The 14,098-nt window shown below is 73.9% G+C and carries 12 protein-coding genes and 1 pseudogene; 2 read left to right on the top strand and 11 right to left on the bottom strand.

The window, feature by feature from the left end; all coding sequences use genetic code 11:
* From GA0115240_RS29700 to GA0115240_RS29680, 5 genes and pseudogenes are all read right to left on the bottom strand, one after another.
* Nucleotides 1-2,009: pseudogene (locus tag GA0115240_RS29700) on the bottom strand (hypothetical protein); the annotation flags it as partial.
* A gap of 485 nt (nt 2,010-2,494) precedes the next feature.
* The gene (locus GA0115240_RS29695; RefSeq protein ID WP_093741416.1) at nt 2,495-3,520 is read right to left on the bottom strand and encodes a M28 family peptidase; all 1,026 of its coding nucleotides are present in this window, start codon (nt 3,518-3,520) and stop codon (nt 2,495-2,497) included.
* A 125-nt stretch (nt 3,521-3,645) separates the two neighbouring features.
* Nucleotides 3,646-4,878 (bottom strand): serine hydrolase domain-containing protein, encoded by a 1,233-nt coding sequence (locus GA0115240_RS29690; protein WP_093741414.1) that lies wholly within the window; start codon nt 4,876-4,878, stop codon nt 3,646-3,648.
* Nucleotides 4,879-5,055: 177 nt separating this feature from the next.
* Complete coding sequence (locus tag GA0115240_RS29685) at nt 5,056-6,225, bottom strand: right-handed parallel beta-helix repeat-containing protein (RefSeq protein ID WP_141709006.1); 1,170 nt, start codon at nt 6,223-6,225, stop codon at nt 5,056-5,058.
* Nucleotides 6,226-6,672: 447 nt separating this feature from the next.
* Nucleotides 6,673-7,503, bottom strand: coding sequence for an RNA polymerase sigma factor SigF (locus GA0115240_RS29680; RefSeq protein WP_256070076.1), 831 nt, complete (start codon nt 7,501-7,503; stop codon nt 6,673-6,675).
* 325 nt (nt 7,504-7,828) lie between these two features.
* Here GA0115240_RS29680 and GA0115240_RS29675 point away from each other — a divergent pair, with 325 nt between their 5' ends.
* Complete coding sequence (locus GA0115240_RS29675) at nt 7,829-7,999, top strand: hydrophobic protein (protein ID WP_176725208.1); 171 nt, start codon at nt 7,829-7,831, stop codon at nt 7,997-7,999.
* 88 nt (nt 8,000-8,087) lie between these two features.
* Here GA0115240_RS29675 and GA0115240_RS29670 read toward each other — a convergent pair whose 3' ends face one another.
* On the bottom strand, nt 8,088-9,716 hold the full coding sequence (locus GA0115240_RS29670; protein ID WP_093741407.1) for an adenosine deaminase family protein: 1,629 nt from the start codon (nt 9,714-9,716) through the stop codon (nt 8,088-8,090).
* A 206-nt stretch (nt 9,717-9,922) separates the two neighbouring features.
* Entirely contained in the window at nt 9,923-10,372 is a 450-nt protein-coding gene (locus GA0115240_RS29665) for an ATP-binding protein (RefSeq protein WP_237555323.1), read from the bottom strand.
* 476 nt (nt 10,373-10,848) lie between these two features.
* Between GA0115240_RS29665 and GA0115240_RS29660 the strand changes: the two genes are divergently transcribed.
* Nucleotides 10,849-11,172, top strand: a complete 324-nt coding sequence (locus GA0115240_RS29660) for a hypothetical protein (protein WP_093741404.1) — start codon at nt 10,849-10,851, stop codon at nt 11,170-11,172.
* Between the two features lie 18 nt (nt 11,173-11,190).
* On the opposite strand, the gene GA0115240_RS29655 is transcribed toward GA0115240_RS29660, so the two are convergent.
* The 4 genes from GA0115240_RS29655 to GA0115240_RS37390 form a co-directional block, all read right to left on the bottom strand.
* Entirely contained in the window at nt 11,191-11,451 is a 261-nt protein-coding gene (locus tag GA0115240_RS29655) for an ANTAR domain-containing protein (RefSeq protein ID WP_161302569.1), read from the bottom strand.
* A 194-nt stretch (nt 11,452-11,645) separates the two neighbouring features.
* A complete protein-coding gene (locus tag GA0115240_RS29650) occupies nt 11,646-12,404 on the bottom strand; it encodes a GAF domain-containing protein (RefSeq protein ID WP_093741401.1) in 759 nt (252 codons plus the stop codon).
* A 162-nt stretch (nt 12,405-12,566) separates the two neighbouring features.
* Nucleotides 12,567-13,388: a GAF and ANTAR domain-containing protein gene (locus GA0115240_RS29645; protein ID WP_107407232.1), complete on the bottom strand. Its 822-nt coding sequence runs from the start codon at nt 13,386-13,388 to the stop codon at nt 12,567-12,569.
* A 150-nt stretch (nt 13,389-13,538) separates the two neighbouring features.
* Nucleotides 13,539-13,811 (bottom strand): ANTAR domain-containing protein, encoded by a 273-nt coding sequence (locus tag GA0115240_RS37390; RefSeq protein WP_161302567.1) that lies wholly within the window; start codon nt 13,809-13,811, stop codon nt 13,539-13,541.
* Between the last annotated feature and the right edge of the window lie 287 nt (nt 13,812-14,098).

Raw genomic sequence — 14,098 nt, 5'->3', positions numbered from 1 at the left:
GGACGGCCCGGCGCAGGCCGCGCGGGATCGCCGGGAGCGAGCGGGGAAGCCGTCCCCGAACCAGGCCGCGTTGCCCGCTCCCGGTCAGTACCGGAGCCGGGGGCACCCTCGGCTCCGACCGCCCCGCCCGGGCGGACCGGTGCGGTCGGCGAGGCGGTAGCCGGGGGCGGACGATCGGAGTTGCTGGTCGGGGCGGGAAGGCCGGGGGCGAACGGGGAAGCGGTCCCCGGGCGGGGCCCCGGGGGCCGGTTGGCGCCGGCGGCGCCCTGCGCGCGCACAACCTCGCCCGGGCGGGCGGAGGGCGCGGGCGTCGGGGGGTGTGCGGTTCCGGGCGGGCGGGTGAGTGGGGCGGCGGTGCCCGATGCCGGGAGCGGGCCAGGTCCGGGTCCTGCGGGGGATCCCGGTCTCGGACCCGCCGGGCGGGGCCCGGCGCCGAGGCGGGAACCGCCGCCCGGGGCCGTCGTGGCGTAACGAATGGTGCGCAGCCCGTGCTGGACCGCGAGGTGGCGCAGCTCGCGCCCTCCGTCGAGCGGCGTGCCGTGGACGTACAAGGTGGCCCGCGTGCGCAGATCCGCGCCGAGCGCGCCGAGCAGGCGGGACAGGTCGGGCCACAGCGAGCCGTCCAGCCGCTCGCCCGGGGTGCCGACCTCGATGGCCGGACCCTCGGCCACCACCTGGCGGGCGGTGTGCAGCGGGTGGGCGCGGTTGGGCGCGTCCACCCACAGTCCGGCCCTGGTCGCCGTGACCTGCCAGCGGTCGGAGAGCCGTACGATGCCGTCCTCCGGCCGCCCGGGGCCCGGCAACGGCGGTGACCAGCGCAGCAGTTGGGGAGCGACGGCCTGGCCGCCGCGCGACGGCCGGCACACCACGGCGTCCACGAACGGCAGCCAGCCGGGCGTACCGTCCGTTCCCATCAGGACCGAGCGGGCGGCATAGGACGCCATCGGCCCGCTGGCGGCGAACAGCGGGAGTCCGGTGGTCACTTCCACCTCGGAGCCGAGCAGGTCGGCGACGCGGCGGCCCAGCGGGAGCAGGTCCTGGTGGCCGCCGGGGATGAGGCGGACGAGCGCGGCGGGAGCGGGCGGCGCCGCGGACTCGGCGGCGCCCGGCCCCGACCGCGACCCCGCCCCCGATCCCGGCCCTGATCCCGGCCCTGATCCCGCCGCGGGCCCGGGTATCGACCCCGGCCCCGGCGCGGGCCCAGGCCCTGACCCCGGATGCGGCTTCGGCTTCGGCAGTCCGGCCAGCAGGTCCGCCACCTCCTCCGCCGAGACGTCCTCGCCCCACGGCACGCCGACCACCACGGCCGGCCGCCACGGGTCGACCGGTACGGCGTGGAAGAAGTCGCCCGGCTCGGTGGCCGCCGCCTCGACGGGCCGTACGAGCACGCCGGCCGGAAGCTGGTGCACCGCGCACCCGGCGGAGGTCCGCGCGGGCAGCCGGTCGACCGCCACGTGCCAGGACGGCGCCGGGCAACGCGGCCCGAGCGGTACCGGTTTGGCCCCCGGGGCGAACCGCCACCAGCTCCCCGCCGGGATGAAGAGCGAGCCGCCGGGGACGGCCAGGACGGCTCCGTCCGGGGCCTCCACCGTGATTCCCCACGCCTCGGCGATCTGGCGCGCGGCCGACGGTCGGCCCGGCTGGTCGTCCCCGGCGCTCGCCATGGCCAGCCGCACCGCGGTGGCCCCTTCGGCGCGCAGCGAATCCAGCAGTTCGTTCAGGCGCGGCCACACCGCGTCGGCCGCCGCGGCGTGCGCACCGACGACGAGCGTCACGATGCCGCCGCGCGACCGCAGTTGACGGGTCAGATCGACGATGTCGGCCGGTTCCAGCGCGTCGTCCAGCGGGGCGCGGAGCAGCAGCAGGCCGTCGTGGTCCTCCACCAGGACCGGGACCGACCCGGCATCCGCCTCGGACGCGTCCGACGAGCCCTCCGCCGCACCGGCGGCACCCTTGCGCCCGGCGCGCTTGCGCGCCGAGTCCCCGCGCCCCCTGGCCCAGGGCGTCACCGGCCGCTCCTCCGCCACGTACCGCCCACGCCATCACGGCGACACCCGCTGACCGCGACCCCCGCCGCGAGCCGACCGCCGCCGATCTCCCCCGGCCGCGCCCGCCGACTCCCCTCACGCACCGGCACACACCTTCCAGAAACGGGCCCGCTTGATCTCCGCCCCCCGGGGAGCGCCCATCAGGCTAGTACCTCATGCCTTCATTGATCCAACACCCGCCGTTGGCGGACGCCCGGTTACGTCGGCCTGTCCGGTCGATGAACACCGGCCCTCCCGTGCCGTCACCTGTTCCGGCCCGCCGCGAAGTGGGCGGACGACACCGGACTCCTCTCGCTCGGCCTTCGCCGCTCCCGTGTTCACCTTCCCCCCGGCGGACCGCCCCCAAGCGCCCCCGGGGTTCGCCGGCAGAACCCGCTGCCCGGTCCGGGCGGTCCGCCGGTCCGCCGGTCCGCCGGTCCCGCCGCTCGGCCGGGCGCGCCGCGTGGTCACCGCGCCTCGGGCCAGGACGCGGCGGTGACCGCGGTCGCGGTGGCGACGGCGGCCAGCCGGGCGTAGTCGAGCGTGTCGGGGAGGTCGCCGGGGCGGTGGTACTCGGCGTTGCGGAAGTTGGCGGTGCCGGTCAGCATCACCGCCGGGACGCGGTGGTTCCAGAAGGGGGAGTGGTCGCTGCGGTCGAGGTTGCCGAGCGCGGGCACGGCCAGCCCGAGCGCGGCGCCCAGCGGGCCGTCGGGGCGCGGGTCGCGCAGCAGGACCGTGGGCAGCGCCGGGCTCGCCGCGGCCGCCGCGCGGGCCCAACCGGCCGCGAGGGTCCGGGAGGAGTTCCGGTGCACGATCAGTGTGAAGTCGCCCCGGTGACCTGAGCGCCGCACCGCGCCGACCGCCTCGGGCATCACCGCGCCGGCGCCGGCCGGCAGGCGCTGGCTGCCGGGCTCGTCGGAGAAGAAGCCCACCGATTCCAGGCAGATCATGCCGCCCAGGGTGCGGCCGGCCTCGCCCAGCAGGCGCCTGACGGCTTCGCGCGCGCCGATCAGCCCCAGCTCCTCCATGTCGAAGACCATGAGCGTGACCGGCGGCGGCGCCGCGAGACCGCCGAGCAGCCGGGCCACTTCCAGCACCACGGCCACGCCGGAGGCGTTGTCGTCCGCGCCGGGACTGCCCTGGACGGTGTCGAGGTGCGCGCCGACGACCAGGGTCGGCGGGCGCGCCCCGCCGGGGCCGGTCGGGCGGCTTCCCGGCAGTTCGGCCCGCAGATTCGCGCCGGACAGGCCCCGGTGCAGCCGTACCTTCAGCGGCATCGCCCGCTGCCCGTGCCGATCGGTCGAGCCCAGCCGCAACCGGGCGTCGAACGGCTCCCGGGCGACCTGCCAGCCCGCGGCTCGCAGCACCCCGGTGACGTACTCCTCGGCCTCTTCCATCGCCCGCGGCGCGTGCCGGCGGCTCCGGGGCCCGCGGGCGAGGGCGGCGACATGGCGGCGCAGCAGTTCCGGGCCGGCCGGACCGATCGGTGGCATCGAACCTCACTCGGACGTGTTCCGGCCCGCCACGATACGTCCCGGCCGCCTGCTGTCCGCGGCTTTCCCCGGCTGCCGGCCGGACTGCCGCGGGACCCCGGCCGCGCGCCCGCGGTGCGCCGCGCTCAGTCGACCAGGGCCTGCCGGACCAGGGCCCGCAGCCGGCTGCGCAGCGGATAGGTGTACGAGGGGAGCAACTGGGTGAAGAACATCACCGTGATCTCCTCGGCGGGGTCGACCCAGAACGCGGTGCTGGCGGCGCCGCCCCAGCCGTATTCGCCCTGGGACGCCAGCGCGTGCAGGGCCAGCGGGTTGTCGATGACGGAGAAGCCCAGGCCGAAGCCGGTCCCCTCGTAGGAGGTCTCGCTGAACAGCCGCCGGCCGAAGGACTCCAGGTCGGCGCCGCCGGGCAGATGGTTGCGGGTCATGAAGTCGACGGTCCGGGAACCCAGCAGCCGGACGTCGTCCAACGCGCCGCGCCCCAGCAGCATCAGCAGGAAGCGGTGGTAGTCGGCGGCGGTGCCGACCAGCCCGCCGCCACCGGACAGGTACCGCACCGGACGGGTACGGACCTCGCCGAGTCCGGGGGCGAGCGCGATACCGCCCCGCGGACCGGGGACGTAGAGCGAGGCGAGCCGGTCCTGGTGGTCCGCCGCGAGGTGGAAACCGGTCTCGGCCATGCCCAGCGGCTCGAAGATCCGGGTCCGGAAGAAGTCGTCCAGGCGGCAGCCGGAGGCGACTTCGACCACCCGGCCGAGGACATCGGTGGCGAGTGAGTAGTTCCACTCCGTGCCGGGCTGGAAGAGCAGCGGTATCTCCGCCCACGCGTCGCACGCCTCGGCCAGGTCGTAGCCCTCGGGCTGGCCCCATTCGAAGCCGCGGGCACGGTAGACGGCGTCGACGGGGTGCGCCCGCATGAAGCCGTAGGTCAACCCGGCGGTGTGGGTGAGCAGATGCCAGATGGTCACCGGTTCCGCCACCGGTACGGTCAGCTGCCGCAGCTCGCTGCCGCTCTGGAACACCCGCAGTTCGGCGAAGGAGGGGATGAAGTCGGCGACCGGGTCGGTCAGTTCGAAGGCGCCTTCCTCGTAGAGCATCATCGCGGCCACCGAGGTGACGGGCTTGGTCATGGAGTACCAGCGCCACAGCGTGTCGGTCTCGACCGGGAGGCCGGCCGCCACATCGCGGTGGCCGTAGCCGGACAGATGCACGACGCGGCCCGCCCGGCTCACCGACAGCAGCCAGCCCGGCAGCCGCCCGTCGTCGACGTACCGCTCGAAGTGCCGGTCGATCCTCGCCAGCCGCCCGGCGTCGAATCCCAGTTCGGCGGCCTCGGCCTGCACTCCGAAGTCATCCACGACAGTCACCCACGAGAATCACCCATGACATCCTCCATACCGACTGGCCGGTATCCGAATGTCACATGCCCGGCGCCTCCGGTGCAAGAGCCCCTCCGGCCGCCCGGGCCGCCGGAATCGCTCGCCGCGGGGTCCCGGCCCGGGAGGGGCGGGACCCCGCGGGGTCGGTCGACCGGGTCAGTTGGTGGACACGGAGACCGCGTCGTGCAGGAAGAGGTTGCTGTGCTCGCCGGTGGCGGTGACCGGACCGGTGGTGAAGATGCCGAAGTGGTCCTGGCCGATGACGTTGTCGCGGACCGTGATCGAGACGGGCGCGGCGGTGCCGATGAAGACGCCGGTGGTCTGCGGGTCCTGGACCGGGAAGTCGAGGTCGCCGTTGAGGTTGTTGGTGCCGATCTGGTTGGCGGTCACCACGTTGCCGTTCAGGAACTGGCCCGGGGCGTGGCTGTGCAGGGTCACGCCGGAGTGGCCGTTGCCGTTGATGGCGTTCAGGGTGACGGTGTTGTCGTAGACGGCACCGCCGGGGACGCCGGTGGCCATCTGGACGCCGGCGCCGCCGCCCGCCTGGAGGCCGTTGCCGGTGATGCTGTTGGCGGTGACGGTGTTGGAGAACACGCCGGCCGCGGTGGGCGCGGGGGTGCCGCCGGGGGCCGCCAGCGGGCTGTGCCCGGCCAGGACGATGCCGCAGGCCGTGTGGTTGTCGGCGACCGTGTTGCCGGAGATCAGGTTGTGGGACGTCGGGCCGGTCTCGTCGGTGAGCAGGATGCCGCCGGCGCCGTCGGTGACCGAGTTCCCCTGCACCACGTTGTCGGAGCTGCCGACGAGGTGGATGTTCTCGCCGCAGTCGTTGGCCATGGCGCCCTGCGGCTGGCAGAAGGGGTAGGTGTTGGCGACCGGGTTCTTCAGCCGCACACCGGTGTCGTTGGAGTGGACGTTGTTGCCCACCACGGTCACATGGCTGACGTTCTGCAGCACGATGCCCTCGCCGATGGCGTTCGCCACGGTCAGGCCGCTGACCGTCACCCGGGAGGCGGTGATCGTCAGGCCGTTGATCAGCTGCGAGGCGTCGATGGTGGCCCCGCGCTGCCCCTCGATCGTCACCGACTTGTTCACCGCCACGTCCTCGTGGAACGTGCCCTTGCCGACCACGACGGTGCCGCCCGGCGCCACCGCGGCGACCGCCTGGCCGATGGAGCCGAAGGTCGGGCCGCGGCCCGCCGTGCCCTGGCCGTGCGCGGCCACGTACACGGTGTGCGGGGCGGAGGCGGCCTGCGCCACGGCCCCCACTCCGATGAACGGTCCGGCCGCCAAGGCCGCGGCGGTCACCGCAAGTGCTCTGGTCTTCATTGTTCTCGTCACCCATCGCAGAACTGTGGCCGGGCCCGGTGGCCCGGCACGCAAAAGATCAAGCGGACACGGGCTGTCGCGCTGCTCCTACCGCGGCTCGGGGCCGGTGCGGCGGCAGCGCGAAGAAGGCCGTCGGGTGGGGGTGCGAACGGCGGGAATAGAGGGCCCGGCCCGGTGAAGCCCGCGTTTCACCGGGAGGCCCGTGCGATTCCGGGCGCAGGGGCCCGGGAATTCCGTACGGTGGTCAGGCGCGGGGCGGTGTACGGCGTCGGCTCATCCGGTGCAAGGACGACCGCGGCGCCGACAGCCGGTCGGCGCGCCCCCGTTGCCTTGTCGCGCCGACCGGTTGTCGAACACCGCCCGGTTATTCACACGGAAACGGCGCGGGCACCGTTCATGTGATCCGGATCTCAGGGGCGAACAACGCCTGACCGGCCGCGGAACGGCTCAGCGTTCGGCGAGCATCCCGGTCCGCAGCTTGGTCAGCGTGCGGCTCAGCAGGCGGGATACGTGCATCTGCGAGTAACCGAGTTCCTCGCCGATCTCGGACTGGGTCATCTCCTGGCCGAACCGCATTTCCAGGATGAGCCGTTCGCGGTCGTCGAGCCGGCCCAGCAGCGGCGCCAGGGCGTTGAAGTCCTCGACCAGTTCCATGGCGGGATCGCAGGCACCGATGGTGTCGGCGTAGGACCGGCCGCTGTCGGAGTCGGGCGCGTTGTCGTCACCGGTGGGCAGATCGATGGAGCCCGCCGTGTAACCGTTGGCCGCCACCAGGCCCTCGATGACCTCTTCCTCGCTGAGCTCCATGTACGCGGCCAGTTCCGCCACGGTGGGCTTGGTGTCCAGCACGGCGGTGAGGTGGTCGCGGGCCTTGGCCAGCTCCAGCCGCAGCTCCTGGAGCCGGCGCGGCACGTGGACGGCCCAACTGGTGTCGCGGAAGAAGCGCTTCATCTCGCCCACGATGTACGGGACGGCGAAGGTGGTGAACTCCACCTCACGGCTCAGCTCGAACCGGTCGATGGCCTTGATCAGCCCGATCGTGCCGACCTGGAGGATGTCCTCCATCTCCTCGGCACCGCGGCCGCGGAAACGGCGGGCGCTGAAGCGGACCAGCGACATGTTCATCTCGATCAGGGTGTTGCGCGCGTAGCTGTGTTCGGGGGTGCCCTCTTCGAGGTGCTGCAGCCGGTCGAAGAACACCTTCGACAGGGCCCGCGCGTCCTTCGGGGCGACCTTGCCGGTGTCCTCGATCCAGGGCAGCTCGCCGACCGTCCGCACGGCGGCGGACGGGGCCGCGGCCGGCGCGGTGGCGCGGGCGGCGGAGCCGAGCTCGGTCGGCTCGACGGACGTTCCTGCGAACTGCGTGGACACCGTCACGTCATCACCTTAAGTCGTCGGAGGTACCAAGCCCCTCGTACCCCCCATCCTGCACCCCACGCCTGTGGATTGACCGGCGGCGGCCGGAATCCCGTTCGGCGCCGGCCGTCGTGAAGCAGAAATAAGGAAGCCGACGGCGAGCCGGCAGCACTCCGAGAGCACGCCGGCAATAACCCGGCATGAATGCGCGCGGGCCGGGAAAGCGGCAGCTCGGAGGTTGATAACCATGGGACCGTTGCTTCTCGTTCTTCTGCTCGCGCTGATCCTTTTCGGCGCCGGATTCGCGCTCAAGATTCTCTGGTGGGTGGCCGTGGTCGTCCTGGTGGTGTGGCTGGTCGGTTTTGTGGCCCGCTCCACCGGCTCCGGCGGTGCCCGCGGCCGTTGGTACCGCTGGTAGCACCCGCACACACCGCGAAGGGCGCCCACCCCGGGAGATCGGGGTGGGCGCCCTTCGCGGTGTGTGCGGTGTTCCGGCTCGCGGCCGGTCAGCGAACCGCGTACCGCTGTTCGAAGGCGGCGAACGCGGCCTCCTCGTGCCATTCCAGGGTCGCCTTGGGGCTCCCGGCCAGGAAACCGGCGCAGGCGGTGCCCGGACGGGCGGCACCCGGGCGGTCCTGGGCGCAGGGACCGGTCACGGTGTAGCGGCCCCGGGCGGCCCACAGGCTGCGGCCGGGGAGGAACGCGTACTCCAGCGAGGCGCGGGACAGGTCCTTCAGCTCGGGGTAGTGCAGGGCGTAGGTCCGGGCGGCGTAGGCGTACTCGTGGGTGATGTCGATCCGCGAGACCCCCGGGTCGTCGGTCGCCAGCACCACCGGTACCCCGTAGGCGCGGTAGGTGGTGAAGGGATGGTCGGCGCCCTTGACGCCCAGGATCTGCGCGTTGCTGCTGAACGGCACCTCGACCGCGATCCCGCGCGCGGCCATGGTGCGGGCGAGTTGCTGCCAGTGGTCCTCGTGGAGCAGGTCCACGCCGTGGCCGATGCGTTCGGCGTGCCCGGTGGTCACCGCCGCGCCGATGTGGAAGGTCAGATCCTCGGGCTTGACCAGGCCCGGCACCAACTCGCCGGCGTGCAGGGTGATGTGGGCCCGCGGGTAGACCCCGTGCAGATAGTCGAGCATGCGCATCTGCAGGCGGTAGTCGCGCAGCGAGCTGTCCCAGTCCTCGGGCTGCACCAGATTCACCGCCACGAACCGGGGATCGCGCTCGGCCAGCCGCATGCCGAGCGCCATCTGGGTGAAGACCCGCTCGGGCGAACTGCCCCGGGACACCTGGGAGATCCACCGGACCGCGACCCGGCAGCCCGGGTCGGGGCGGGCGGTGCCGCAGTGCGCGGCGTCACGGAACTCCTGGTCGCCGGCGTCGGTCTCCGCCCGGGCGGCGTCGACGAGCTTGTCCAGCTTGCCGTCCGCGACCAGCCGCGCGTGCAGCCGTGCGAAGTCGTCGTCCCAGCCGACCTGCTGGGCAAGGGCCTTGGCCCCGTCCGAGGCGGGGGTGATCATCGTCTCCAGATACCACTGGTTCTGCCGGGCCAGGCCGTCCGCGACATTCGCCAGCAGCTTGCCCCGGTGCCGCCAGGTGACCTCGCCGAACTTCCCGAAGGTGTCGAAGAAGTGGTCGTGGCCCGACGCACCCGGTGGGAAGTCCTGCATCGACCAGGCGCGCAGGATCGCGTCGCGGAAGGCGGTGTCGGTGCGGGCGTCGGCGGCGGGCCGCGTACCGGGTCCGCACGGTGGCGGCACCGCCGTCATCGAGGCGTCGACGCACAGGCCGTCGTCACCGGCGAGCCGGATCAGGTACTCGGTGGACACCGCGCCGGACAGGTGATTGTGCAGGTCACCGCCCTTGGGCAGGGCCCGGAAGAAGGTGTCGAGCGCGGCCGGCCGGTTCTGGACCGCGGCCAGATACGCCGACACCCGGCGCTCGGCCGCGGTGACGGGCCGGGGCGCGGGTACGACCGCGGGCCGGGGCGCGGGTCCGATCGCCGGCTGGGACGCGGGTCCGGACGGCGGTCTTGCCGCGGCGGCCGCCGGCAGCAGGCAGACGAGGGCGAGGGCGGCGACGCCGGGCAGGACAACCCGCCTGCGGCGCAGGGCGGTACGAAGGTCGAAGGTCACTCCGCATGATCACCAGAAGCCCCTCCCGCCTCTCGCGTGACAAGAAGGAAACCCGCTGAAACCACTCTCCTGAGTGACGACCGCCGTGCTCCGACGGCGGCTGCCGGCCGTACCGCCGCGCGCAAGGCCGGGGCGGCACCCGCACCGAGGGCCCCGGACCCGGGCGGACACGACGCGGGATCCCGGATCCGAGCGGCGCCCCGCGGTCAACTCGCCGCTTCCGCCGCGGCATCGAGATCGACCAGGACGGTGATGAACTTGCCGCCGCCCGCGTGCTGGAACTCGAAGCTCACACACAGCGCCAGCACGATCTCCAGACCGTGCCGCCCCACCCGGCCCGGCTCGGTGGTCAGCGGGATCGGCGGCTCCGGCGCGCTGTCGGCGACCGACACCTCCAAGTACCGGCCCCTGAGCAGCAGGGACAGCGTGCACGGACCGGGCGCGTACTTCACCGCGTTGGTGACCAGTTCGCTCACGACCAGCTGGACATCCACCACGACCTGCGGCGGCAGCCGCCGGCCCCGCCCGTCGCGCTGCCCGGACAGGAACGCGGTCGCCAGCGCGCGGGCGGCGGCGATGGACCCCGCGGTGCCGTCGAATTCCCGCACCGTCTCGAAGGTCACCCCGGCGTCGTTGGGCTCCAGATCCTCACGCATGCTCTGAACCGCCCGTCCTCAGCCCGGCGAACCGGAGCGTCGCGCCCGCACCGGACGCCGGCACCCCCGTCGTCGCGTGTCGTCCGCGGCAGGAAAATGGCGGACTGCGCACGACGGTCAGCGGTGCGAGCCGGTGTGAACTTTGCGTACAGCAATACACCCGGGGGGCGCAGCCGACGGAATCACCGTAGCCCGTGGGCAGTTCAGGAGTACCGCACTCCTTGACAATGGGAGCGCGACCGCACCCCGGACCCCGGCCACCTGCTACGGTCGAACGAGGTCAGGCAGTGGCCTACCGGCTCGGACGCCGATTCCGCGACGTCCGTGCGCCGCTGGCCTGCCTGTTCCCCGTAGGTGGCGCCCCTCGGGGCCCCGCCCACGCCGACGCCCGCACCGGGCGCCTTCGCAGCAGGGCCAGTCGGCTCCACCGCACCTCAAGCGGTCGGCCGTCCGCTCGTGGCGCGAGGGAGTTCACCGTGGAAGTTCTGGCCTATCGCGCGGACGGCGCCGTCGCCGTCGAGATCCCCGGCGTCATTGACTTCCACCAGCGGCGGGACGTACTGGAGACGCTGCTCGGGCACCTGCGCGCCTGCGAGGAGCCCGAACTCGTCGTGCACCTGCACGACTGCCTGGTCACCTCGACGGCCCTGGACATCCTGTGCGAACTGCACAGCGCGGCGACCGAGCACGCGGTGGCGGTGCGCGTCATGGTGCCGCCGCTGGCCGTGAAGGTCTTCACCGTGACCGGCCTGGAGCACCTGCTGAACGTGCGGCCCACGGAGCAGGCCGGCCGGGTGTGAGGCGCGGCGCGTCCCCGGCTACGTCCCGGGCTCGCGGCGGGCCGGCTGCTCGTCGAAGCCCTCGACGAGTTCCGCGCACAGCTCGTGCATCGCCATCGCGCGGTGCCGGGCGGCCGACCTCAGGATGCCGGCGGCCTTGCCCGGCGAGCAGTTCCGCCGGGCCATGATCACCCCGACGGCCCGGCCGACAGCGGCGCGGCGGCGCAGGGCGGTCCGCAGGTCGTCCGTGAGCAGCAGGGCGGTCAGATCCGGAGGGTCGGGATCCGGGAGATCGGTCATGGAGGTCCCCTCGCGCGGGCACGGCGGCCCACGGATCGGCATCACAGGGTGCCGCCGGGGACCGCAGGGCTCCAGCCCGGGAAATCCACTCCAGCGCTCGCCGCCCGTCCCGCCTCATGCGGAGGCGAAAGGAACAGTCGGCGGTCCACTCCACTGTCGCACCCGGGCGTCGGCCCGTACAGGTGGTACTCGCCTCAGGAGGCCGGGTCGGCCCGCGATCCGTCCGGCGCCGCCGCCAGCACCTCGTCCAGGCCGAGGTCCCGGCTCAGCAGGGACTGGGCGGCGGCGGCCGGCCGGATCCCGCCCCGGCGGCTGTAGTCGCGCAGGGTCCGCGCCGCCTCGGCGATGGTGAGGCCGCCGCCGGCGGCGAGCATGCCCAGCGCCGTCTCCAGGGACGCCTTGGCGGAGATCACCGACTGGATCCGGGTGAGGATGTCCGACGGCCGGGCCGGGTCGGACCGCCACTGCATCATGGCGGTAACGGCCACCCCGGCCAGCGCCGTGACCAGCGCGATGTCGTCCGCCGACAGGGTGCCGGGCGCGTCGACCAGCAGATTCAGCGCGCCCACCTGCTGCTCGTGGACCTGGACCGGAACCGCGTAGGCACCCCGGAAGCCGGCCTCGCGGGCCAGGATCACGAACTGCGGCCAGCGGTCGGCCTGTGCCGGCAGGTCGGGGGCCTCGACGGCGGCTCCGGTCCGCCAGCAGTCGACGCACGGGCCCTCACCGGTCTGCAACTGGAGCATCTCCAGTACCTCGGCCCGCTCGTCGGAGACCGCCACCGTCCGCAGCCGGCCGCGCGCGGTGATCATCATCAGGCCGGCCGCGCCGGCCCCGGTGAGCCGGACGCAATGGCCGACCAGCCGCTCGGCCAGCACCAGCGGGTCGACGCTCGCGCCGAAGGTCTCGGTGACGCCGACGAAGGCGTCCGTCACGAGCCGCAGACGGTTCATGCCGCACCCCCCGTTCCCGCCCTCGGCCTCATGGTCCCCATTGCCCGTCCGTCATACCCGACCGGCGGGCCGTCCCGCCGCCGCCCGCCTCCCGCTTTCACGCCGACGCGGCATCGCGTCCCCGTGCCGTCATACCCTCGTGCCCTCGTGCCTCCGCAACGCCTACTCGTCGAACGTCAGCTTGCGGGCGATGACATCGCGCGCGACATCGGTCACCGTCCGGCCCTGCGCGAAAGCGTACGCGCGGAGCCGGGCCAGCGCGTGCTGCGGATCGACGCGCAGTTGCACCATCACCATGCCGGTGGCGTAGTGCACCTCCTCGTGCCCGGTTTCGGCCGCGTCCAGCCACGACGCCATGCCCTGCCCGTCGTCCCCCGGGGCCCGCGCCGGATCCTGGGACCCGCCCACCGGTTCACCGCGGGCCGCCGCCGACTGGATCTTGATCAGGGCGAAGGTGATGGCGTCGCCCGCCGGAAAGGCGAAGGCCATGTCCCGCTCGCTGAGCGGGCCCGGGTCCCGCCGGTAGAGGTCCAGGGTGCCGATGGCCACCGCGTCGCTGCCCAGCGGGAAGGAGAACACCGCACGCACGTCCAGTTCCACCGCCCGCTGCGCGAAGACCGGCCAGCGGCGCGCGTCCGTCCCCCGGGTGAGATCTCCGGCCAGGACCGGCGCCACCAGCCGGACCGCGCTCTGGCAGGGTCCGTCGCCGAGGCTGTACTGCGCCTCCGCCAGTTGGGCGGCCACCGGGTCGCTGGACCACCACACGGCGCCGGTGCCCGGGCCGCCGGACAGGGAGACCGAGGCGCCGGTGATGTCGAGCAGGTCCACGCACGCCTGGCACAGGCGCGCCGGAAGCGTCGAGGCGTCGTGATCGGCGATCGCGTCCGCCAACGCCCGGGCGAACAGGCGCCGCTCATCGACGCCGGGCCCCTGCGTGGAACCCGTGCTCCCCTCGCCCTCTCCCTCGGGACGGCCCGACTTCACCCACTCACCTCCGCCGACGACAGCCGTCCGCCATCATCCGCCATCGGCCTGGCGTCCGCTGCGCCGCCCGCCGCCCGTCCGCCTGGCGCGCGGCAGAGATCCGGGAGCCGGGCGGGCCCACCCTTCGCAGGGTACGGCGGCGGCGCCGTGTCACCGCCGGTTCGCGCGTATCCGCTCCAGGGCGACCTGCAGGGCGCCGCGTACCGGGGGCGGCAGCGGCTCACCGGTGACGCCGGAGACGATGTGCCGGGCGATGTCGCGGAGCTTCACGTTCGTCCGCTGCGAGATCTCGACCAGCGCCTGCCACGCCTCCTCCTTCGTACCGGGCGCGGTGGCCATGACGACCCCGCGGGCGGTGTCGATGACCGGAGACGTGATCAGGGCCTGCCGCAGGCCGGCCGCTTCCTGCCGGAGCCGGGCCACATCGGCGGCCAGTGCCTCCTGCTCGGGCCGCTCGGGCCGTCCGGGACACTCGGGCGGTCCAGCCGGTCCAGCCGGTCCAGCCGGTCCAGCCGGTCCAGCCGGTCCAGCCGGTCCAGGCGGTCCAGCCGGTTCCGGCTGCCCGGGCCGCACCACCGGGCGCGCCGGTCGTGCCCGGCGTTCCGGCGCCGTGCCGGGGCCCGGCGCCCCCGGTCGGGCGGCGGCCTCACCGCCCACCGCCCCGCGCCTGCGCCAGCGACTCCAGCACCTCGCGCAACGCTTCCCGCACC

The organism is Streptomyces sp. DvalAA-14, from assembly GCF_900091855.1.
Lineage (GTDB): Bacteria > Actinomycetota > Actinomycetes > Streptomycetales > Streptomycetaceae > Actinacidiphila.
This window is presented reverse-complemented; position numbering and strand designations above follow the sequence as displayed.

Coding starts and splice junctions, on each gene's coding strand:
- GA0115240_RS29695 (WP_093741416.1), bottom strand. CDS start 3,520: ATGCCACCGATCGGTCCGGCCGGCCCGGAACTGCTGCGCCGCCATGTC.
- GA0115240_RS29685 (WP_141709006.1), bottom strand. CDS start 6,225: ATGAAGACCAGAGCACTTGCGGTGACCGCCGCGGCCTTGGCGGCCGGA.
- GA0115240_RS29675 (WP_176725208.1), top strand. CDS start 7,829: ATGGGACCGTTGCTTCTCGTTCTTCTGCTCGCGCTGATCCTTTTCGGC.
- GA0115240_RS29665 (WP_237555323.1), bottom strand. CDS start 10,372: ATGCGTGAGGATCTGGAGCCCAACGACGCCGGGGTGACCTTCGAGACG.
- GA0115240_RS29655 (WP_161302569.1), bottom strand. CDS start 11,451: ATGACCGATCTCCCGGATCCCGACCCTCCGGATCTGACCGCCCTGCTG.
- GA0115240_RS29650 (WP_093741401.1), bottom strand. CDS start 12,404: ATGAACCGTCTGCGGCTCGTGACGGACGCCTTCGTCGGCGTCACCGAG.